Annotated in this window: 19 protein-coding genes and 1 riboswitch; of the genes, 9 read left to right on the forward strand and 10 right to left on the reverse strand. The window is 63.5% G+C overall.

The window, feature by feature from the left end; genetic code table 11:
• Nucleotides 1-89 precede the first annotated feature (89 nt).
• Nucleotides 90-1163 carry a proline racemase family protein gene (locus AC1DX6_RS17990; RefSeq protein ID WP_477315665.1) on the reverse strand — a complete coding sequence of 358 codons (1074 nt, stop codon included), beginning with the start codon at nucleotides 1161-1163 and terminating at the stop codon, nucleotides 90-92.
• 72 nt (nucleotides 1164-1235) lie between these two features.
• Between AC1DX6_RS17990 and AC1DX6_RS17995 the strand changes: the two genes are divergently transcribed.
• On the forward strand, nucleotides 1236-1664 hold the full coding sequence (locus AC1DX6_RS17995; protein ID WP_477315667.1) for a GNAT family N-acetyltransferase: 429 nt from the start codon (nucleotides 1236-1238) through the stop codon (nucleotides 1662-1664).
• Here AC1DX6_RS17995 and AC1DX6_RS18000 read toward each other — a convergent pair.
• A complete protein-coding gene (locus AC1DX6_RS18000; protein ID WP_477315669.1) occupies nucleotides 1661-2776 on the reverse strand; it encodes an anhydro-N-acetylmuramic acid kinase in 1116 nt (371 codons plus the stop codon). The genes AC1DX6_RS17995 and AC1DX6_RS18000 overlap by 4 nt on opposite strands.
• Nucleotides 2777-3229: 453 nt before the next feature.
• On the opposite strand from AC1DX6_RS18000, the gene AC1DX6_RS18005 reads away from it, so the two are divergent.
• On the forward strand, nucleotides 3230-3913 hold the full coding sequence (locus AC1DX6_RS18005) for an SDR family NAD(P)-dependent oxidoreductase (protein WP_477315671.1): 684 nt from the start codon (nucleotides 3230-3232) through the stop codon (nucleotides 3911-3913).
• Nucleotides 3914-3981: 68 nt separating this feature from the next.
• Here AC1DX6_RS18005 and AC1DX6_RS18010 read toward each other — a convergent pair whose 3' ends face one another.
• Nucleotides 3982-4188 carry a hypothetical protein gene (locus AC1DX6_RS18010; protein WP_477315673.1) on the reverse strand — a complete coding sequence of 69 codons (207 nt, stop codon included), beginning with the start codon at nucleotides 4186-4188 and terminating at the stop codon, nucleotides 3982-3984.
• Nucleotides 4189-4230: 42 nt separating this feature from the next.
• Between AC1DX6_RS18010 and AC1DX6_RS18015 the strand changes: the two genes are divergently transcribed.
• The 4 genes from AC1DX6_RS18015 (at nucleotide 4231) to AC1DX6_RS18030 (ending at nucleotide 8066) form a co-directional block, all read left to right on the forward strand.
• Nucleotides 4231-5085 (forward strand): MetQ/NlpA family lipoprotein, encoded by an 855-nt coding sequence (locus AC1DX6_RS18015; RefSeq protein WP_477315675.1) that lies wholly within the window; start codon nucleotides 4231-4233, stop codon nucleotides 5083-5085.
• An 83-nt stretch (nucleotides 5086-5168) separates the two neighbouring features.
• Nucleotides 5169-6260 carry a methionine ABC transporter ATP-binding protein gene (locus tag AC1DX6_RS18020; RefSeq protein ID WP_477315677.1) on the forward strand — a complete coding sequence of 364 codons (1092 nt, stop codon included), beginning with the start codon at nucleotides 5169-5171 and terminating at the stop codon, nucleotides 6258-6260.
• Entirely contained in the window at nucleotides 6241-6897 is a 657-nt protein-coding gene (locus AC1DX6_RS18025) for a methionine ABC transporter permease (protein ID WP_477315679.1), read from the forward strand. Before AC1DX6_RS18020 ends, AC1DX6_RS18025 begins: the two co-directional genes overlap by 20 nt.
• Before the next feature lie 149 nt (nucleotides 6898-7046).
• Complete coding sequence (locus AC1DX6_RS18030) at nucleotides 7047-8066, forward strand: isopenicillin N synthase family dioxygenase (protein ID WP_477315681.1); 1020 nt, start codon at nucleotides 7047-7049, stop codon at nucleotides 8064-8066.
• Between the two features lie 329 nt (nucleotides 8067-8395).
• Here AC1DX6_RS18030 and fba read toward each other — a convergent pair whose 3' ends face one another.
• From fba to mtnK, 4 genes are all read right to left on the reverse strand, one after another.
• Nucleotides 8396-9460, reverse strand: a complete 1065-nt coding sequence (gene fba, locus AC1DX6_RS18035) for a class II fructose-bisphosphate aldolase (protein ID WP_010914722.1) — start codon at nucleotides 9458-9460, stop codon at nucleotides 8396-8398.
• 164 nt (nucleotides 9461-9624) lie between these two features.
• Nucleotides 9625-10098 carry a 6,7-dimethyl-8-ribityllumazine synthase gene (locus AC1DX6_RS18040; RefSeq protein WP_477315683.1) on the reverse strand — a complete coding sequence of 158 codons (474 nt, stop codon included), beginning with the start codon at nucleotides 10096-10098 and terminating at the stop codon, nucleotides 9625-9627.
• Nucleotides 10099-10175: 77 nt separating this feature from the next.
• Nucleotides 10176-10322, reverse strand: a riboswitch (FMN riboswitch).
• A gap of 49 nt (nucleotides 10323-10371) precedes the next feature.
• Nucleotides 10372-11466 carry an S-methyl-5-thioribose-1-phosphate isomerase gene (gene mtnA, locus AC1DX6_RS18045; protein WP_477315685.1) on the reverse strand — a complete coding sequence of 365 codons (1095 nt, stop codon included), beginning with the start codon at nucleotides 11464-11466 and terminating at the stop codon, nucleotides 10372-10374.
• On the reverse strand, nucleotides 11463-12737 hold the full coding sequence (gene mtnK, locus AC1DX6_RS18050) for an S-methyl-5-thioribose kinase (RefSeq protein WP_477315687.1): 1275 nt from the start codon (nucleotides 12735-12737) through the stop codon (nucleotides 11463-11465). Before mtnK ends, mtnA begins: the two co-directional genes overlap by 4 nt.
• Before the next feature lie 137 nt (nucleotides 12738-12874).
• Here mtnK and AC1DX6_RS18055 point away from each other — a divergent pair, with 137 nt between their 5' ends.
• The 3 genes from AC1DX6_RS18055 to AC1DX6_RS18065 all read left to right on the forward strand — a co-directional run bounded on the left by AC1DX6_RS18055 (nucleotide 12875) and on the right by AC1DX6_RS18065 (nucleotide 16558).
• On the forward strand, nucleotides 12875-14386 hold the full coding sequence (locus AC1DX6_RS18055; protein WP_477315689.1) for a sugar ABC transporter ATP-binding protein: 1512 nt from the start codon (nucleotides 12875-12877) through the stop codon (nucleotides 14384-14386).
• Between the two features lie 76 nt (nucleotides 14387-14462).
• Nucleotides 14463-15458, forward strand: coding sequence for an ABC transporter permease (locus AC1DX6_RS18060; RefSeq protein ID WP_477315691.1), 996 nt, complete (start codon nucleotides 14463-14465; stop codon nucleotides 15456-15458).
• A gap of 47 nt (nucleotides 15459-15505) precedes the next feature.
• Nucleotides 15506-16558 (forward strand): substrate-binding domain-containing protein, encoded by a 1053-nt coding sequence (locus AC1DX6_RS18065; RefSeq protein WP_477315693.1) that lies wholly within the window; start codon nucleotides 15506-15508, stop codon nucleotides 16556-16558.
• Between the two features lie 264 nt (nucleotides 16559-16822).
• On the opposite strand, the gene AC1DX6_RS18070 is transcribed toward AC1DX6_RS18065, so the two are convergent.
• From AC1DX6_RS18070 to AC1DX6_RS18080, 3 genes are all read right to left on the reverse strand, one after another.
• Nucleotides 16823-17890, reverse strand: coding sequence for a D-alanine--D-alanine ligase family protein (locus AC1DX6_RS18070; protein WP_477315695.1), 1068 nt, complete (start codon nucleotides 17888-17890; stop codon nucleotides 16823-16825).
• Between the two features lie 157 nt (nucleotides 17891-18047).
• On the reverse strand, nucleotides 18048-20102 hold the full coding sequence (locus AC1DX6_RS18075; RefSeq protein ID WP_477315697.1) for a bifunctional aldolase/short-chain dehydrogenase: 2055 nt from the start codon (nucleotides 20100-20102) through the stop codon (nucleotides 18048-18050).
• 92 nt (nucleotides 20103-20194) lie between these two features.
• A complete protein-coding gene (locus tag AC1DX6_RS18080; RefSeq protein WP_477315699.1) occupies nucleotides 20195-21148 on the reverse strand; it encodes a sugar-binding transcriptional regulator in 954 nt (317 codons plus the stop codon).
• Nucleotides 21149-21336: the final 188 nt, after the last annotated feature.

The following is a 21336-nucleotide window of genomic DNA, read 5'->3' on the forward strand; positions in this document are numbered from 1 at the left end:
GCTGCGTTGCAGACACGAAGAACCCCGGATCGAAAGATCCGGGGTTTCCAGGCGAAAGCAGTCACGTTCCGGCGTGGATGCCTTGCCGTCTACAGCACCGCTGCACCGCCACCGACCAGATAGCCGTAGCCGAGCGGATCGCGCTCATCGACGAGCAGCCGCGAATGAGCGGTGATCCAGGCGCTTCCCTCGACTTGCGGAACGATGCCGCCAATGCCGTCCTGGACGCCGGCACTGACCGGCATGCCGTGATACAGGGTGCCCATCAATCCCTCGTTGATGAAGGATTGGCCGATCTCAAGTTGCCCCAGCGCCACGAGTGTCGCCATGCGCGCGCAGGTCGCGGTTCCGCATGGTGAGCGATCGAACGATCCCGCCGCCGAAACCGGAACATTGAAGCCTGCTGCCTGCGGGTCACGCGGCGTGTCGGTCCACACGATGTTACCGACCACAGGAGGCTTGCCGCTGCGCGGGTCGACCGTCGTCAATTGTGCTGCGATCCTGGTCCGGATGTCTTGCGCGGCGACGATCAGCGCGTCAATCGCATTCGCTTCGACATGAAGACCGGCGGCCGCCACATCAATGAAGGCGTACCATTGGCCACCATGGGCGATATGGACCGGCACGGTCCGACGGTCATCCAGCCGCAGCTCCAATGAGCCCAGATAAAACGCAAAGCCGAGCCGGAAGGCCACCGCCTCGCAGCGCCCGTTCTTCAATGTGGCCCGCAGTTCGACCAGGCCGGCCGGCGTGCGCAACCTGAATTCGAAGGCGCCGGAATATCCCGGCATCGTCGGCCCAACCAGGCCAAGCTCGATCAGCGTCGTCGCGGCTCCGATCGTCGCGTGACCGCACATGTCCGGATAGGTCGCGGCGTCCATGTAGACGAGGCCGTAGTCATCGCCGGGATGTGCCGGCGCGATAAGAGCTACTGAAAACATCGAGCGATGGCCTCGGGGCTCGAGCACCGAGACACGCCGCACCCAGTCGCGTTCGCGCCGCAACAGTTCGCGCGCTTCGTTGGGATCGAGCCCCGGCGCCAGATCGGCGCCGGCGATGACGACCCGCGTCGGCTGGCCGCAAGTATGCGAGTCCACCACCTCCAGAATTCGGGACGCCGTCCGGGATGGACGCGACAGGTCGAGAGAGTTGGCCAAATCCATTTTATCTTTACAAAATAACCGTTTAGGATGAAGAAACAAAACTACAAGTGCCTATCCAGGAATGCAACGCATTTGACGAAAACGACGCTTGAAACCACCGCCGATCCCTTGCCACAGGATCTCGCTTTTCTCGGCGAGCGGCTGGCGGCCTTCAACGACAGCGATGTCGGCGTCTCCGGGCGAAAAACGCTGGCCGTGTTCGTGCGCGATGAGCGCGGCGCAGTTGTCGCCGGCATCTCGGGATACACCGCCTGGGGTTGGCTCTATGTGCAATGGCTCTGGGTCGACGAACGGCTCCGCGGCCAGCATATGGCCGGCCGGATGCTGCAGGCGGCCGAGAAGGAAGCCATTGCGCGCGGCTGCCAAAATGCCTGGATCGACACCTTCAATCCGAAGGCGGCCAAGGCCTATGAGCGCCAGGGCTATCGGCCTTTCGGCACGCTCCCCGATTTCCCCGTCGGACGCAGCCGTATCTTCCTGCAGAAAAAGCTGGCTGATTAACCGGCGAGCCGTCCGCCGCGCATCGGCTGCGGCACGCCGGTCGTGCTTGGAAAACTGATCGGCAGGCCGCGCAGCACGCGCACCGCCAGGAAAGCGAAACACTCTGCCTCGACCGCGTCACCCTTCCAGCCGAGCGCCTCGGCCTGGACCACTTCGACGCCGGCGCGGCTGGCCAGCATGGCCATCATCGTCGGGTTGTGGCGGCCGCCACCGCTAACCACCAATCTCCTGGGTCGATGCGGCAACAGGTCGAGCGCCTTGCCGACGGCGGAGACCGTGAAGGCCGTCAGCGTTGCTGCGCCATTTTCGGCGTTCAGACCATCCGCCATCGCGGCGCCGAAATCGAAACGGTCGAGCGATTTCGGGTAGGGCTTGGTCAGATAGGGGTGCTGCAGCAGCCGGGACAGTCGGGCCTCGTCCACGGTCCCGGCGCGTCCAAGCGCGCCGTCGCGATCCATGTCGCCAAGACCCTTCGACTTGATGAAGTCGTTGAGCGGCGCGTTGGCTGGTCCGGTGTCGAAGGCAACGATAGTGTCCTTGCCGTCCCACCAGGTGATGTTGCCGACACCGCCGAGATTGAGCACAGCCGTGTCGCCGCTGGCATCGGCCTCGCGCAACAGCGCGGTGTGATAGGCGGCGGCGAGCGGCGCGCCTTGCCCGCCGGCCCGCACATCGGCCGAGCGGAAGTCGTAGGCCACCTTGGTGCCCAGTATGGCACGCATCAGTTCGCCATCGCCGAGCTGCCTTGTGTCGCCGAGCCGGCCGGGTTGCGGAGCACGATGCAGCACCGTCTGGCCGTGGAAGCCGACCACGCCGATATCGGCCATCGTCAGGCCGTAGCTCTCGACCAAGTTCTTCACCGCCACGGACTGGGCGCGCGTCAGCGCCTCTTCGGCTTCGCCAAAGATCGCCGGCTCCGGCCCATCGAAGTTCCAGGTCCTTGCCTGGCGCAGCGTCTCTTCCAGCAAGGTGCGGATCGCTACGGGGTAGGGCGCCAGCGTGTAGGTGCCGAAATCGGCGATCCGCTCGCCGTCGGTCTTGATCAGCGCGACGTCGATATTGCCGTCCAGCACGGTGCCGGTCATCAGGCCGACGGCCCAGATTGGTTCCATGGTCGCTTTCTCGAATCGTCGTTGAACAACGTGTCGGACGGATCGGTTGGGCAGGCAAGTCTTTTGCCTTTATTGATCGAAGCCAGCGCATCAGAATTTTCCAGCGTCGGCGCTGCCCCTCACCTGCCTGCCGGCATCCTCTCCCCGTAAACGGGGCGAGGGGGCTGTCATCGGCGATTTCGCTAATCGCAAACGTTGCGGGAATAGCGCCCAGGTTGCGGCCGGCCCCTTTCTCCCTGTCACTTATACGGGGAGAAATGCCCGGCAGGGCAATGAGGGGCGGCGCTGACATCGACCACCTGTCCGTGGCGCCTGCTCTGCATCCCTGACAGAGTTGTCGCATATGACGGCAGCGTTTTTCACCGAACGGCGAAAATCGAGCAACGCCGTTCTTGTCTCTTGCCGCTCAAGACGCCAGCTATGGGACGAACATATCAACAAGGGAGAACCGACATGGCATCCGAAGTTGCAGTTATCGCCGGCGCGGGCGCAGGCTTGAGTGCTTCGCTGGCGCGCCTTCTCACCAGGGAAGGCTTTCGCGTGGTGCTCGCCGCCCGCAACACCGCCAAGCTCGCAGCGCTGGTCGAGGAGACCGGCGCGCTGGCCATTGAAACCGACGTCGCCGATCCGGCCTCAGTCGCAAGCCTGTTCGAGGCCGCCGACAAGCAAGGCCCGCTGGCGCTTGCGGTGTTCAACGCCAGCGGCCGCACGCGCGGCCCGATCGCCGAGGTCGATGCCGATGCGGTCAAGCAGGCCTTGCTGGTTGGCGCCTATGGTGGCTTCCTGGTCGGCCAGCAGGCGGCGCGGCGGCTGCTTGCACGCGGTTCCGGCTCGATCCTGTTCACCGGCGCCTCCGCCAGCATCAAGGGCTTTCCGGGCTCGGCCGGCTTTGCCATGCCGAAATTCGGCCTGCGCGGTCTGGCCCAGTCCATGGCCCGCGAACTCTTTCCGAAAAACATCCATGTCGCGCATTTCATCATCGACGGCCAGATCGAGCCGGTTGGCAAGAAGCCCGAGCGGCCGGAGAGCCAGCTGTCGCCCGATGCGATCGCTGAGACGTATCTCGCCACGCACCGCCAGCATCGCAGCGCCTGGAGTTTCGAGGTCGAACTTCGGCCATGGGTCGAGACGTTCTGATCGGTCAGAGCCTGTTTGGAAATTCTACTCCGGCGGCCATCTGATGGCGTCTTCTGCGCTTCCGTTGCTCACGGACCAATGTCCGCTGCGCTACGGTTCTCGAAAACACCACCACATGACTCGCCGGAGCGAATTTCGAAACAGGCTCTCAGGCCGAGGCCGTTCTCGCAAGTGCGCAATCTTTGAGAGAATATTCCCGGCTCGGCGTTTGAGAAGAAACGCGGTTCTTTGATCCGCAGCAGAGCATTGTCGATGATGTCATCAAGGCTTGGCATTCCGCCTCGCCGATATGACTTCAGGATTACGAGGGATCGACAATGTCCGAACGCGGAAACGCTTCCATAGCTCTTCTTTCATCAGCAATCAGCCGGCGTGTTGCCCTTGCGGCACTTCTTGCCTCGGCCGTCACGCTTGTCGGCCTGACGGCGCCGACGCCGTCCTTTGCCGAGGACAAGAAGGCGATCAAGGTCGGCATCATCAGCGGCGAGGATGAGGATGTCTGGCGCGTCGTCGTCGCCCAGGCCGCCGAAAAGGGCCTGACCATCGAGACCGTGGTGTTCAACGACTACACCCAGCCCAATGAGGCGCTCGAGCGCGGCGAGATCGACGCCAACGCCTTCCAGCACAAGCCGTATCTCGACAATCAGATCAAGACGCAAGGCTACCACATCGTTCCGGTGGGTTACACCGGCGTCTGGCCGATCGGCCTTTATTCCAAGAAGTACAAAGCGGTCGCCGATCTGCCCGAGGGCGCCGTCATCGGCCTGCCGAACGACCCGTCCAATGAGGGCCGGGCCCTGCGCGTGCTGCAGAATGAAGGCGTGATCAAGCTGAAGGACGGCACCGGCAACCTGGCGACGACCGCCGACATTGCCGAAAATCCGAAGAAGGTGGTCATCAAGGAGCTCGACGCCGGCATTGTCGGCCGCTCGGTGGAGGATCTCGACGCCGCCGTGGTCAACACCGACTGGGCGTTGAAGAGCGGCCTTGGCCCGGAAAACCGCATCGCCCAGGAGCCGGTGGCCGACAATCCCTACCGCAATTTCATCGCCGTCAAATCAGGCAACGAGAATGAGGCCTGGGTGAAGACGCTGGTCGCGTCCTACCAGAACGAGGCGGTGAAGGCCGAGTTCGACAAGGTCTACAAGGGCACCGGGATCAGCGCCTATTGATCGGCGCCTGGTTGGCAGGAGCAGGCGGTCCGCTGTTGAGCGGACCGCCGTCGCATTTGCGGAAGGCCGCAACAGGAACCTCGATGAACCAGCATATCAAAGCATCGCCCGAACTGGCGGCGAGGGACTATCCTCCGGTGTTGGAAGAGGTCGTGCGCCTCACCGAGCTGAAGCGCCGTTTCGGCGCCACGCCGGCGCTCGACGGCGTTTCGCTGACGGTGAAGAAGGGCGAGATCCTCGGCATCATCGGTCGCAGCGGCGCCGGCAAATCGACGCTGATCCGCTGCCTGAATGGTCTCGAGCGGCCGGATTCCGGGCAGGTTTTCATCGAGGGCCGCGAGATCAGTCGGCTTGGCGAGCGTGAGCTGCAACCGCTGCGGCGGCGCATCGGCATGATCTTCCAGCACTTCAACCTGCTGTCGGCAAAGACCGTCGGGGAGAACGTCGCGCTGCCGCTGAAGATCGAAGGCCGCCCCAAGGCGGAACGTCTGGCCCGCGCGGCCGAGCTCCTCGACCTCGTCGGCCTGTCGGAGAAAGCAAAAGCCTATCCGTCGTCGCTGTCGGGTGGCCAGAAGCAGCGCGTCGGCATCGCCCGGGCGCTCGCGGCGCGGCCGGCGCTGCTGCTATCGGACGAAGCCACCTCGGCGCTCGACCCGGAGACGACGCGCTCCATCCTTGCCTTGCTCAAAGACATCAACCGGCAACTCGGCCTGACCATCCTGCTGATCACCCACGAGATGGAGGTGATCCGCTCGATCGCCGACCGTGTCGCGGTGATCGACGCCGGGCGGATCGTCGAAGAGGGACCGGTGTGGTCGGTCTTTGCCAACCCCCGCTCCGAGATTACGAGCAGCCTGCTCGGCGCCATCCGGCCGCAGCTGCCGGCCGAACTGGCGGCGCGACTTGCGCCGGCGGCCGGCGCGGAAACAATCCTGCGCATCGACGTCGCCGGCGAAGCGGCAAGCCGCCCGCTGCTGTCGGACCTCAGCGCTGCCGTGCCTGGCCCGTTCCGCCTCGTCCATGGCGGCGTCGACCATATCCAGCAGCAGCCTGTCGGCACGCTGTTCGTCGCGGTGCCGGGCAGCGACGTAAGTCATCTGGGTAAAGTGATCGCGTTCTTGAAAGCCCGTGATGCGCGGGTGGAGGTGCTTGGCCATGTCGCCAATTCTGTTTGAGCTTCTGCTGCGTTCGATCTGGGAAACCATCCTGATGACCGCCGCCTCCGGCCTCATCTCGCTGGTTTTCGGTCTGCCGCTTGGACTGGCGCTGGTCGCCAGCGACCGCGGCGGCATCGCCGAAAGCCTGTGGGTCAACCGCGCGCTTGGCGCCATCATTAACGGCTTCCGCTCGGTCCCCTTCATCATCCTTTTGGTGGCGCTGATCCCGGTGACGCGGCTGATCGTCGGCACCTCGATCGGCACCTGGGCCGCCATCGTGCCGCTGTCGATCGCCGCCACGCCCTACTATGCCCGCATCGCTGAAGTGTCATTGCGCGAGGTTGATCACGGGCTGATCGAGGCGGCCCGCGCCATGGGCGGCAACCGCTGGACGATCATCCGCGAGGTTCTGGTTCCGGAAGCGCTGCCCGGCATCGTCGCCGGCTTCACGGTGACGCTGGTGACGCTGATCGGCGCTTCCGCCATGGCCGGCGCCATCGGCGCCGGCGGGCTGGGCGACCTTGCCATCCGCTATGGCTATCAGCGGTTTGAGACCAGCGTCATGGTCGCAGTGGTCATCGTCCTGATCATCCTGGTCTGCGGCATCCAGTGGGCCGGCGACCGGCTGGTCGCCAGGCTGGACCATCGGGCATGAGCGATGACCGTTCGAACGTTATTTGCCTGCAGGCGGCAAAACGCGGTGCTGACGTTCTGCCATTCGCCTGGAGATTGGATCGTGCGTTGCTTTGATCGCAATGGCCTGCGTGCCACCGTAGGCACGGAACGACAGGAAGGAGCTTGACCATGCCCAGGATCGTACCCGTGCTCGATCTCAGCCGTTTCGAACAGGGCGTGTCCGAGCGGCGAACCTTTCTGTTCGACCTGCGTACAGCGGCCCGCGATGTCGGCTTCTTCTATCTCAGCGGCCATGGCATATCGGCTTCTGATACCACCGAAGTGCTCGATGCCTCGCGGCAATTCTTTGCCTTGCCGGAAGCCGACAAGCTGGCCATCGAAATGGTCAAATCCTCGCAATTTCGCGGTTATACGCGCGCTGGCGGCGAACTGACCAAAGGCAAGGCCGACTGGCGGGAACAGCTCGACATCGGCGTCGAGCGCCAGGCCATTGCGCAAGGGCCTGATGTTCCCGCCTGGACGCGGCTGCAAGGGCCGAACCAATGGCCTGCTTCACTGCCGGACCTGAAACCGGCGCTGCTGGCATGGCAGTCCAAGGCGACCGCGGTGGCGATCCGCCTGCTGAAAGCCTTCGCTCTGTCGCTCGACCAGGCCGAGGACGCCTTCGACCCGATCTATGAAGATGAGCCCAATCACCGCATGAAGATCGTACGCTATCCCGGCCGCGACGCGACCGGCGACGACCAGGGCGTCGGCGCGCACAAGGATGGCGGCTTCCTGACGCTTTTGTTGCAGGACGAGAACAAGGGCCTGCAGGTCGAGTATGATGGCAGCTGGGTCAATGTCGACCCGCTTCCCGACACGCTGGTGGTCAACATTGGCGAACTGCTCGAACTGGCGTCGAACGGCTATCTCAAGGCGACGGTCCACCGGGTGGTGACGCCGCCGGCTGGCGTCGAGCGGATTTCCGTTCCCTTCTTTTTCAGCGCCCGGCTCGACGCGACGATCCCGCTGCTCAACCTGCCCGAGGAACTGGCGGGTGAAGCGCGCGGGCCGGCGAGCGATCCCGACAATCCGCTGTTTCGCAATGTCGGAACCAACGTGCTGAAAAGCCGCCTGCGTTCCCATCCCGACGTGGCGCGCCGGCACTATGCCGATCTGCTTGAGGCGGGGATTTCAGCTGCCTGAAGACATCCGCGGAAATAGAAAAGGAATTTTCGCCTTTCCGACAGTTTTTGGAATTCCATTCGTCGCAAAAGCCCGCAAATCAGCGCAAAAAGGTAAAATCGTTCGGCGGTTTCCTCCCATTCCGCTGGACGGTGTTCCCCTCTGAAGGTTGTAGACCTTCTTTTTGGCCGGGCCGTATTCGCGCCCGGCCTTTTTCTTGACTTGCGGCGTGGCAAATCACCCTTGGGCCAGGTGTCCGTTCGGGGACAGGCTGTACCTCCACCCCATCATGAAAAAGGGCAGGGGCCGATCGGCTCCTGCCCTTTGCTACCTCGCGAAGTCAGCCGGCCTCACCCAAACTTTGGATCGAGGCTGCCTGACTTGTAGCGCTTGGCCATTTCAGAGACCGGCAGCGGCTTGATCTTCGGTGCGTTGCCGGCGGTGCCGAATTGCTCGAAGCGCTCCTTGCACAGCTTGCGCATGGCGGCCATGGCCGGGGTCAGATATTTGCGCGGATCGAACTCCGAGGGGTTCTCGGTCAGCACCTTGCGGATCGCGCCGGTCAGCGCCATGCGATTGTCGGTGTCGATGTTGATCTTGCGCACGCCATGCTTGATGCCGCGCTGGATTTCCTCCACCGGCACGCCCCATGTCGGCTTCATCTGGCCGCCATACTTGTTGATGATCTCCTGCAGATCCTCCGGCACCGAGGACGAGCCGTGCATGACCAGATGCATGTTCGGCAACCGGCGGTGGATTTCCTCGATCACGTTCATCGCCAGCACCGCACCGTCCGGCTTGCGCGAGAATTTGTAGGCGCCGTGGCTGGTGCCCATGGCGACAGCCAGCGCGTCGACATGCGTGTCCTTGACGAACTCGACCGCCTGTTCCGGGTCGGTCAGCAACTGGTCGTGGCTGATCGCGCCTTCGACGCCGTGGCCGTCTTCCTGCTCGCCGCCGCCGCTCTCGAGCGAGCCGAGCACGCCGATCTCGCCTTCCACCGACACGCCACCCCAATGCGCCATGTCGACGACGCGCTTGGTGATGCCGGAATTGTAGGCGTAGTCGGCCGGCGACTTGCCGTCTTCCTTCAGTGACCCGTCCATCATCACCGAGGTGAAACCGTATTGGATCGCGGTGACGCAGGTGGCTTCGTTGTTGCCATGGTCGAGATGCATGCAGACCGGAATGTCGGGATGGATTTCGACCAGCGCGTCGATCAGCTTGGCCAGCACCACGTCATTGGCGTAGGCGCGGGCGCCACGGCTCGCCTGCAGGATGACCGGCGACTTGGTCTCCTCGGCGGCCTCCATGATGGCGAGGCCCTGTTCCATATTGTTCATGTTGAAGGCAGGCACGCCATAGCCATATTCGGCGGCATGGTCGAGCAATTGTCTCAATGTGATGCGAGCCACCCAATAGTCTCCCGTATCTGGTTTCTGGCCAATGGTTGCGGGCTGTCCGCTTGCCGTTCAGCCCGTCGATGCTTCTGGCCGGATTTCAGCGCAATCGCAACCGTTAGACGCTTTTGCGGCCGCAATTCTTGTTGCAGGGCTGAAATCCGGCCTTTTTGATGGGTTTAGGCGGCGATCAGCTCGCGCGCGGCCAGGATCTGCACGCAGGCATTGGCGGCCTCCCTGCCCTTGACTGTGAAGTGCTCGAAGAAGAAGCGGTGGTGGTCGGCGCTATCATGGTAGTTGAGTGGCGTCAGCACCGCCGAAAGCACCGGCACACCGGTCGACAGCTGCACATTCATCATGCCGTCGATGACGGCGCTGGCGACGAACTCGTGCCGGTAGATGCCGCCATTGACGACGAAGGCGACTCCCAGGATCGCGGCATAGCGGCCGGTCCCGGCGAGCGTCTTGGCATGCAGCGGAATCTCGTAGGCGCCCGGCACGTCGAAGACATCGACGGCAAAGCGGCTTTCCCCGAGCACGGCCAGTTCCGCCTCGAAGGACTGCACGCACTGGTCGACGATATCGGCGTGCCAGCGCGCGCGAATGACCGCGACGCGAACGGTTTCATAGTCTTTGCGGGAATGCTGATTCATGGGTCCATCCTTCCGTTTCGAACCAGAATCAGGACGCACGATACGGATTGAGCCCGCGAGAAGCGGGCCGTCTTCCGTTTCGTTCTCTTCCATCCGGACTTTAACCGTCGGCTCCGGAATCACACCGGATCTGCTGACCTTTCCGTTTGAGCGGAAAGCGCTCGCGGGCTCGGGCCGAGACCCTTACCGCCGGTGGGGACTTTCACCCCGCCCTGAGAACATTGACGGTGGTGATATGGAAGGGCAGGGCGGTGTTGTCAATTGGCGATTGGCTCACCCTCGCTCCGGAAACATCGCCTTCAGCCCTTCGCGCGATGCCTTCGCCACGCCGCGCTCGGTGATCAAACCCGTCACCAGCCGTGCCGGGGTCACATCAAACGCCGGGTTTGCCGCCGGCGTCGCTTCCGGCGACACGCGCACCTGGGCGATCTTGCCGTCCGCCGTCTTGCCCCAGACCAGCGACACCTCGTCGGGCGAGCGCTGCTCGATCGGGATTTCGGCCAGTCCGTCATGCACCGTCCAGTCGATGGTCGGCGACGGCAGCGCGACATAGAACGGCACGTCATTGTCGGCGGCGGCCAGCGCCTTGAGATAGGTGCCGATCTTGTTGCAGACATCGCCGTCGGCGGTCGTGCGGTCGGTGCCGACGATGACCATGTCGACCGCGCCGCGCTGCATCAGATGGCCGCCGGCATTGTCGACGATCAGCGTGTGCGGCACGCCGTGGCCGGCCATCTCCCATGCGGTCAGCTGGGCGCCCTGGTTGCGTGGTCGCGTTTCGTCGACATAGACGTGCACGGGAATGCCGGCCTCGACAGCGAGATAGATCGGCGCGGTGGCGGTGCCGTAGTCGACGGTGGCCAGCCAGCCGGCGTTGCAATGGGTGAGGATGTTGACCGGCTCGCCCGGTTGCTTGCGGGCCGCGATCGCCTTGATGATCTCAAGCCCATTGGCGCCGATGGCGCGGTTGAGGCCGACATCCTCCTCGGCAATCTCGGCCGCGCGCCGGTAGGCGGCAGCGGCACGCTCTGCAGGTGGCAGCGGCCGCAGGAAGCGCCGCATCTCATCCAGCGCCCAGCGCAGATTGATCGCCGTCGGGCGGGTTTCGTGCAAGGTTTCCCACACTGCATCGAGTGCCGCATCCGAGGGATCGTCTTGCATCTGCATGGCAACGCCGTAGGCAGCGGTGACGCCGATCAGCGGCGCGCCGCGCACCCACATGTCGCGGATGGCGGTGGCGATGCCGGCGACGCTGCCGATTGTCTCGATGCGGAAATCATGCGGCAGCCAGCGCTGGTCGATGATGTCAACCGAACGCCCGTCGTTGCTCAGCCAGATGGTGCGATAGTGGCGCTCGCCGACGTTCAAATGCCGCTCTCCTGTTCGATCAGCGCGGCCAATTGGTTGACCTCGCCGATGCTATAAATCTGGCGCCGGTTGACGGCGATGTGACGGCCGAATTTCAGCGCCTTCGCCTCGCAGGAGGCGCGCAGATCCTCGTCTTCAATGGTCTCGAAATCGGCATTGTGGGCGAGGCCGAGGATGCGCCGGTGCACCTCAATGCCGGCAAAGCCGAGTAGGTCGGTCCAGACCTGATGCAGCACATGGTCGAGTGCCTGTTCGGCGCCGAGCCTGTCGCCCTGATCCTCGAACAGGCTCTTCTGATAGAGCATGCCAGTGCGCTCCGTCCGCCACAGATGCGAGAACTCGGCGCGGAACACGGCCCAGGTTTCTGCCGTGACTTGAAGCAGATAGGCACGCATGGCATCGCGCTTTTCCTTCTGCTCGTGGCCGCGCTGCGAGAAGAAGGACATCCAGAAATTGGCAAGCAGCATGCCGACATCGAAGGCCATCGGCCCGTAGAAGGCGAACTCCGGATCGATCATCCTGGTTTCTGTGTCGGTGACCATGATCGAGCCGGAATGCAGATCGCCATGCAGCAGTGTCTCGGCATTGGCGGCGAACAGGTGCTTCAGGCGCTGCGCCTCGACCTTGAGGTCGCGGTCGGCGCGCAGTTCGGCGACGAGGCCGTCGAGCTGCGGCGAAGTATGCCGGTTCATCTTGGCGTCGAAATAGGGGTCCGAAAAAACCAGGTTTTCGGTGATGTCGCAGAGTTCGACATTGTCGGCGAACAGCGCCAGATCGGCCTTGCGATCCTTGGCCAGCATTGAGAGATCGGAGCCGCGAAACAAGGTGCGGGCCATGAACAGGCCGATATCCCTGGCAATGTTCGGCAGCCGGCGCCCGTCGATCAGCGCACGCCGCAGAATGATGTGCGGCGGCGCCAGATATTCCATGATGATCAGCGCCTGGGCCTCATCGAAATGGTAGATCGCCGGCACCGAATCCGGGGCGCGCGCCTCCTGCCGGGTCAGCGCATGGTATTCGAAGAACGAGCGCTTCAGCGGCAGCGGCCAGCTGTCGCCGACCAGGCGGACATAGGGCAGCGCCTGCTTGACGATGGCGCCGCCCTTTTCGCCCTCGACAATGAAAACGAGGTTCAGATTGCCGTCGCCGACCTCGCGAACCTTCCAGTGGGCCGTGTCCTTGCCGATCCGCGCGCATAACGCTTCGTTGGCGCCGAGGCGCGTCGAAAGCGTCTCCACCGACAGTGCTTCGAACGGCAATTTCCCAGTCATTCCTCACCCTCGCGCTGATGCGCTCCGATCATAGCGAAGCCATGGCGGCCGGGCCAAGCTAGGAAGCCATCTGGCAATTGTCAATCGTGTTGACAATTGCCGATTGAGCCCATAGCGTCATGGTCAGGGAGGAACGAATGGGCAATGATGCCGTGTTCCGCGTGGACGGCCTGAGGAAATCCTTTGGCCATATCGAGGTGCTTGGCGGCGTCTCGGTCGAATTGCATGCCGGTGAGGTCACCGTGCTGATGGGCGCCAACGGCGCCGGCAAATCCACCCTCGTGAAGATCATCAGCGGGGTCTATGACTACGGCGGCGGCACGATGCGCCTTGCAGGTCACGACTTTGCCCCGAAAACCCCGGCGGAGACGATCCGCGCCGGTGTCGTCACCGTTCACCAGAACATCAATGACGGCGTCGTCGCCGATCTCGACGTCGCCACCAATCTGACGCTCGACAGGCTGACCGGCAGCGGTGTGCCGACCCTGTTCAATCCCGGCCGCGTGCGCCGCGAGGCCAAGGCCGTTGCCGACCGCATGGGCCTGGCCATCGACCTCAAGGCACGCATCAGCGATCTGTCCCTGGCCGACCGCCAGATGGTGGCGATTGCCCGCGCCATGGCGCACCAGCCGAAAGTGCTGATCCTCGACGAGCCGACCTCCTCGCTGTCCAGCGCCGAAGCCGACCGGCTGTTCGCGCTGCTCGACCGGCTGCGCGAGCAAGGTGTGGCGATCCTCTACATCTCGCACCGCATGTCGGACATCAGGCGGCTTGCCGACCGCATCGTCTCGATGCGCGACGGATTGATCAGCGGCAGCTTCGACAGGAAACCGCTCGACTATGAAGGCGCCATCAACGCCATGCTCGGCCGCAAGATCCATCTCGACCAGATCGTCGCCAGGCACTCGGCCAACGCGGTCCTGACCATCGAGGGGATGCGCATTGCCCAAAACGCGCGGCCATTCTCGCTGACGCTCGGCGATGGCGAGGTGGTTGCCATCACCGGCCTCGTCGGCGTCGGCAAGACGGCGCTCGCGGAGACGCTGTTTGGCGTGCGCAAGCCGCTCTCCGGCACCATGGTGCTGGACGGCAAACCCTATGCGCCCGCGTCGACGGGCGAAGCGATTGCCGCCGGTGTGTTTCTCGTCGCCAAGGATCGCGGCGAAAACGGCATTGTCGGCGGCTTCAACATTCAGGAAAACATCAGCCTGCCATTCCACAAGCGGATGTCGCATTTCGGTGTGCTCAGGCGCCGCCTGGAGCGCACCATTGCCCGCCGGCAGGTCCAGGAACTCGGCATCGTCTGCCGTTCCGAGAAGGACGACATGGCGTCCCTTTCGGGTGGCAACCAGCAAAAGGTGATGGTTGCCCGCTGGATGGCGCAGAATGCCAAACTGTTCATTCTCGACGAGCCGTTTCAGGGCGTCGATATCTCAGCCAGGCGCGACATCGCCGCCAAGCTCAGGGCCAGCGCCAATGGCCGCGCCACGCTGCTGTTCGTCACCGAACTCGATGAAGCGCTGGAGACGGCCGACCGCATCCTGGTGATGTCGGAGCAGACGATCGTCGGCGAACACCGCAACGCCGATATCGATCTCGATCGCCTGCTGGCCGAGGTCGCCGGCGGGCCGCTGCACAGCGCGGCATGAGCAAAGAACTGACGATGAGAATTGGAAGGGAACGTATGGGTTTGAGTTCTGCAAAGATGGCGCGCGGGAGCGCTGCATGACGCTGCGCGACCACGCCATCCGCTATGGGTTCATCGTCCTGCTGTTTGGGCTGGTCGCCTATTTCGCGATCGCCGCCGATGGTTTCGTCTCGCCGCAAAGCGCCGTCTTCATCTTCCAGTCCGTGGCCATCACCGGCGTGCTGGCGCTCGGCGTCACCGCCACTCTGGTCGTCGGCGGCTTCGACCTGTCGATCGGCTCGGTCGCCACCTCCGCCATGATGGCGGCCGCCTATGTCATGGTGGTGCTGGAACAGAACGCCCTTGTCGCGGTCGTCGTCTGCCTGCTGATCGGCGCTGTCGTCGGCCTCATCAATGGCTGGCTGATCGTCTACATGCGCGTGCCGGACCTTTTGGCGACGCTCGGCATGATGTTCCTGCTGGTCGGCCTGCAGCGGATCCCGACCGAGGGACGCTCGATCGCCACCGGCATGACGATGCCCGACGGCTCGGTCGCCAATGGCAAATTCTCCGACGCCTTCCTGGCGCTCGGTCGCCACCGCTTCGATTTCTTCATCCCGAACCTCATTCCGGTGTCGGTTGTGGTGCTGATCGTGCTCGCCGTGCTGATCTGGTTCTTTCTCGAATACACCCGTTTCGGCCGCATGATGTATGCAGTCGGCAGCAACGAACGGGCGGCCGAACTCGCCGGCGCGCCGGTCAAGGCCTACAAGATCTGGGCCTATGTGATCTCAGGCGTCTTTGCTTCGATCGGCGGCATTCTGCTCGCTGCCCGGCTTGGCCGCGGCGACATCGCTTCGGGCAACAATCTGCTGCTCGACGCAGTCGCGGCAGCGCTCATCGGCTACGCGGTGCTCGGCGCCGCCAAGCCGAACGCCTTCGGCACGGCCGTCGGCGCGCTGTTCGTCGGCATCTTGCTGCAAGGCCTGACCATGATGAACGCGCCTTACTACACGCAGGATTTCGTCAAGGGCGTGGTTCTGGTCGTCGCCCTTGTCTTCACCTTCGCCCTCTCCGGCAGGGGCAGGAGATAGGATTCGACCGGGGTATTTTTCAAGTTCAAACAAGTGGAGGAAACAAAATGAAGATCACAAGAAGACTTCTAGGAAAGGCAGCGCTCGGGCTTGCCGGCGCAACCATGCTGATGCGGGTCCCGGCGATGGCCGCGGACAAGCCGGCGCCGTTCGACAAGCCGGGCGTCAAGATCGCGCTGGTTCGCTATCTCTCGACCGGCGACTTCTTCCAGGCCTATCTCTCGGGCGTCGAGGCGCAGTCCAAGGCGCTCGGCGTCGATCTGCGCGTGCTCGACAGCCGCCAGGATGCGGCCCTGCAGGCCGACATGGTCGACCAGGCCATCGCGCTCGGCGTCCAGGGCATCATCATTCAGCACGGCCTGACGGAATCGATGAAGGACGCCGCGCAGCGTGCGGTCGACGCCGGCATCAAGGTCGTCGCGTTCGACGTCAATGTCGAAAACCCGAAGATCCCACAGGTCGAACAGTCAGACCGCGACCTCGCGCGCCTCGCGCTCGAACAGGCGGTCAAGGACAATGGCGACAGCTGGAAGGCCGGCTATGTCTATGTCGCCGGCATCGCGCCGCTCGACCGCCGCAACGAGACCTGGGTCGACGTCAAGAAGAAGCATGCCGGCATCAACGAAGTCGCGATGTTCGGCACGCTCGACAACCCGATCGCCAATTCGGTCGCCAACCAGGCCCGCTCGGTGCTGTCGGCCCACCCTGATATCAAGGTGATGTTCGCGCCCTATGACGAATTCGCCAAGGGCGTGAAGATCGCCGTCGACGAGGCCGGCCTGAACAAGGACATCAAGATCTATTCGGCCGACATCTCGACCTCGGATATTTCGGCAATGCGCGAGCCCGACAGCGCCTGGGCGGCCACCGCCGCCACCAACCCGGCCGTCGTCGGCCAGGTCTCGGTGCGCGCGCTGGCGCAGCTCCTGGCCGGTGAAGACCCCGGCCACAACGTCATCGTGCCGCCGACGCTGATCACCCAGAAGGACCTGATCGACAAGGACATCAAGAACATGGAAGACCTGTCGGCCAAGCTGCCGCAGTTCGCCCATGCCGATGTCGCGATGCCAGCCTGGATGCCGAACCCGAACGCCAAGTAAGGGTCTGACAAAAAAGCGAAAGCGGATCCGTCGACCCCCACTCCGTCGAGCTTCGCTCGACACCTCTCCCCCGATCGACGGGGGAGAGGAAAGGCGCGACCTTATTCCAGCTGGCGCTATCCTCTCCCTCCGGAGGAGGGAGAGGTGGCGCCGCGAAGCGGCGACGGAGTGGGGGAAGGCGCTCATGAAACGCGCACTCGCCGAAAAACAGGCACAACGCAGCAAGCACGAAAACTCAGGCAAGCAGTCAAAGCTGACCTTTCATCATGATCGCCCCGCACGCGCCAGCCCATGCGCCACCAGCCGGTCGATCACCTCCGCATAGCTGACGCCGCTTGCCGCCATCGCTTTGGAATACATGCTGATGTCGGTGAAGCCGGGGATGGTGTTGATCTCGTTGACCAGGAATTGCATGTCCGGCATCAGGAAAAAGTCGACACGCGCCATGCCGTCGCAACCGACCGCTCGGAAGGCTTTTGCAGCCATGTCGCGCATGGCTGCCTCGACTTCCGGCGGCAGTTCGGCCGGCACGATCAGCGCGGCGCCATTCTCGTCGATGTATTTGGCATTGTAGTTGTAGAAGCCGTGGCTTTCAGCCGGCACGATCTCGCCTGGCCGCGACACGAAGAGCTCGCCTGCGGGGCCTTCCAGCACGCTGAACTCAATCTCGCGGCCACGGACGAATTCCTCCGCCAGCAGCTTGCGATCGTGCCGGAATGCCTCTGCAAGCGCTCGCTCGAATTCCTGGCTGGCATTGACCTTTCCGACGCCGACGGACGATCCCTGTCGCGCCGGTTTGATGAACAGCGGCAGGCCGAGTTCGTCTTCGAGAGGGGCGAGGGAAGGGGCGTCGCCGTCATGGATCGTCACCGAGCGTGCGACCGGCACACCAGCCGCTTTCAGCAGCCGCTTGGCGATGTCCTTGTCGAGCGCCACAGCCGAACCGAGGATGCCGCATCCGGCGAGCGGTACTCGGGCGACTTCGGCCAGTCCCTGCACAGAGCCGTCCTCGCCATACAGTCCATGCAAGACCGGAAACAGGATATCGATATCAGGCAGCTCACGGGCAGCGCCGCCGTTCGGAAGTGCGATTATCCGCCCTTGTCCGCCGGGCACGAGGCAAACTTCGGTCCCGCTCTCCGGCTTCGACAATGTGCCGTCCTGGAATGAGCTCAGCAGCCAAATTCCTTCGTGGGTGATGAAGATCGGCACCGCGTCATACCGGCCAGGGTCCAGCGCTCGCACCACGTTGGTTGCCGAAAGCACCGACACGTCGTGCTCGGCTGAACGCCCGCCGAACAGCACGGCGATACGCAGTCTTTTCGCAACCATGAACGTCTCCAGGCCTAGAGTTAAAAGACCAAACAATCGGTCCGAAGCGGAGTTTTTGATGGCTCCATGGCGACCATTCCAAGACAGCCCTGGTTGGAGCGTAAATGAGAAGAGCGGCTCGCAGGCCGCTCTTCATCGTTCCGATATTTTCTCACCGCTAGCGCATGGCCGCCGCGATGTTGCCGCCGTCCACCGTCGTCACATCGGCGGTGGTTCGATCAGCCAGTGCCTGGTGCAGGAAGGCTTGCGCCACGTCCTCGGCCGTGACTTCCTGCCCGAGCAGATTGCCGGACATGTATTCCTTTTCCGAGACACCGCGCGCGCCCGAGCGGCTGGCGATCATGGCGTCGGTCAAAAGCCCCGAGCGGATGCGGTCGGCGTTGACGGCATTGGAGCGGATGCCATGGGCGCCGTAGTCGAGCGCGTACTGCCTCGACAGGAACAGCGTCGCCGCCTTCGGGATGCCATAGGCGCCGAACTTCGGACCGGGATTCACCGCTTGTTTGGAGGTGTTGAACAAAAGCACGCCGCCAGTGCCCTGTTCGAGCATGACGCGCACGGCGTTCTGCGCCGCCGACTGGTGGGCGAAGAAATTGAGCTCGAAGCTCTTGCGCAGCAGAGCGTCGTCGAGTTCGCCGATCCGGCCTTCCCAGGCCGCACCGGCATTGGAAACCAGGATGTCGACGCCGCCATAGACCGCGACGGCTTTGTCGAAGGCGGCGCGCATCTGCTTGGGGTCGGTGATGTCGGCGCCGACGCCGATCGAATTGTTGCCGGCCGCCTTCGCCGCTTCCGCCGCCTTTGCCGCGTCGAGATCGACGACGACCGCATGGGCGCCATTGGCGGCGAACAGCTTGGCCGTCGCAGCGCCGATGGCGCCGGCGCCGCCGGTGATCAGCACCACCTGGCCGGTCAGCGGCTTCGGCTTGTTGGAGGCAAGCTTGGCCTGTTCCAGCGACCAGTATTCGAGCGGGAACAGGTCGGCCTTCGACAGCGGGTGGAAATTGCCGACGGCTTCGGCGCCGCGCACCGCCTCGATCCACATCTCGCCGACATCGGAGGCGATCTTCGCATCCTTCAGCGTGCGGCCATGGCCGAACATGCCGAGGCCCGGCACCAGCGTCAGCCGCGGCATCTGGTCGAGCATGGTGCGCTTCACATCGTCGAGCGCGTCATTGGTTTCGAAATAGGCGCGATAGTCCTTGGCGAAGGCTTCGACGTGGCTCTTGATGACGGCTTTATAGTCGCCGATCTTGTCCGCGTCGGGCGCCGGCAATGCCATCGGTCCGGTCTTGATGCGGATCGACAGGTCGGGCGTCGACACGCCGCGTCCGGCATAGTCGGCGATCTTTGCCGAGTTGATGAAGTCGACGATCGCATCCGAGGTGCGGAAATCGCTGATCATGCGGTCGAAGCGGCCTTCGCCGCGCGAAACCGCCACCGCGCCGCGCAGCGTTGACGCGATATCGGCTGCTGTTGCCAGCTTCGACGGCAAGGCCACCTTTTCGGTGCGCGGCTTGCCGTGCTTGGCGACGTAGTCCTCTGCGACATTTACATAGTGGATCATCCGGTCGTAGGCCTGCTTGGCATCGTCGCCGAAGGTGAAGATGCCATGCTTGTCGAGGATCAGGCCTTCGACTGTCGGGTCGGCGTCGAAGATGTCAGCGGCCACCTTGGCCAGGTCGAAGCCCGGCATGATGTAGGGGACGTAACCCATCCTGGCGCCGAACACCGTCTTCACCAGCGGCTCGCTGTCCTCCTGGTCGACGATGGCCAGAATGGCCGTCGAGTGGGTGTGGTCGACGAATTTGTGCGGCAGGAAGGCATGCAGCAGCGTCTCGACCGAAGGGTTGGGCGAGGACGGGTCGATCAGGTTCACGCGCTGCAGCGCGACCATATCCTCATCGGCGAGCTTGTTCAGCGAGCGTGCGCGGAGCAGTGCGTTGAGCTTGACCGCCGGCAGGCCCTGCGGCTCGATGACGCCCATATCCCAGCCGCTGCCCTTGACGCACAGCACGTCCCATTCGTCACCGACGAGATCGGTGGCCTTGGTCTTGCAAGAGGTGTTGCCGCCGCCATGCAGCACCAGCCGCGGCTCGCCACCGAGCAGCCGCGTCGTGTAGACGCGCAGCGCCAGGTCGCGGCTGACGCCTTTTTTTGCATAGTCGGCAACCAGCTTCTCCGCGTCGCCGTCATTCCACAGGTTCTTCATATTCGCCTTGTCCGATTTGCTGTCTTTGGTGTTGTGAACAGGAATGCCGCGACGCTTTGATGACAATGCGCCGGCTGCAAGGATTTCGTTTTCTAGGAGGCCTTTTGTGCGTGGTCGAGCAGCCGTCGCGCCATCCGCGCGCCGACCACAAGATGCGTGCTGAGCCCGCCGGCCATCGCCGCGATGAGCGGGTCGAACTTGCTGTCCTCCTGCACGACCATCAGGCGCTTTTCGATGGCGCGCAGCGATGACAGCTCCGCCGAAATGACGCGGCGGTTGTAGCTGCAGTCGAGCGCCTTGCCCTTGGCGTCGATAATCTGCCCGGCGATGACGCCGGCCGCACCCGCCTTGCGCAACGCGCCCATTTCGTCGACGGTCAGCGCCCCGCATTTGACGACGTGGCTGTCGGCGTCGACGGTGCCGACCGAAAACAGCGCCAGGTCGCATTCGTGGATGCTCGACAATTGCTCGCGGATCACCGGCTCGGCGCGCAGGCCGCGCGCCAGCTCCTCCGTTGTCAGCACCAGCGGCGCGTAGAAATTGATGCCCTTGGCGTTGAGCCGGCGGGCGATTTCCATCGTGCACTGGTCCGGCCGGTAGGAATAGGGGGCGCCGAGATTGCCGCACAGCTGCACCACCGTGACATCCTGCAGGTCGGCATAGGACATGATGTCGGCGATCGTATAGACGGTCCGCCCCCAGGCGACGCCGATGCGGTCGCCCTTCTTGACCAGCTCGAGAAAGACGCTTGCCGCCAGCACCGCAATGTCGGTCGACGGATCGATGACATAGTCGTTTTCCGGCGCGATCCAGACGGCGTCGAGCTTCAGCGCGTCTTCCAGCTTGCGCGCCAGCACATCATCGGTGAAAAGTTGGGTCGAGGTCGAGATGTTGACGATGCCGGTCTCGCGCGCCTTGCGGAGATACATAGCCACCGAGGCGCGGGAAATCTTGAGCTGGCTGGCCACCTGGTCCTGGCGCAGGCCGTGGGCATAGTAAAGCCAGGCGGCCTTGTGGATAAGCTGTTCTGCCGGTCGGATCGCCATGCCATCTCCTCGCTGACATTATTCACGGCTCTCGACAAAAGTCAAACCGGGCCGGGGTATATACGATGCCCCTTCGCCCGCTTAATCCAGAACATCATTGTGCCAAATGCGCACTCTCGTGGCATCGTTGGTGGTGACGCGGCGCGAACCTGCGATTAGAAGATCACGACGAGGATATTGGGGAGGAC

The sequence above is a fragment of the Mesorhizobium sp. P2_C4 genome (assembly GCF_056404575.1).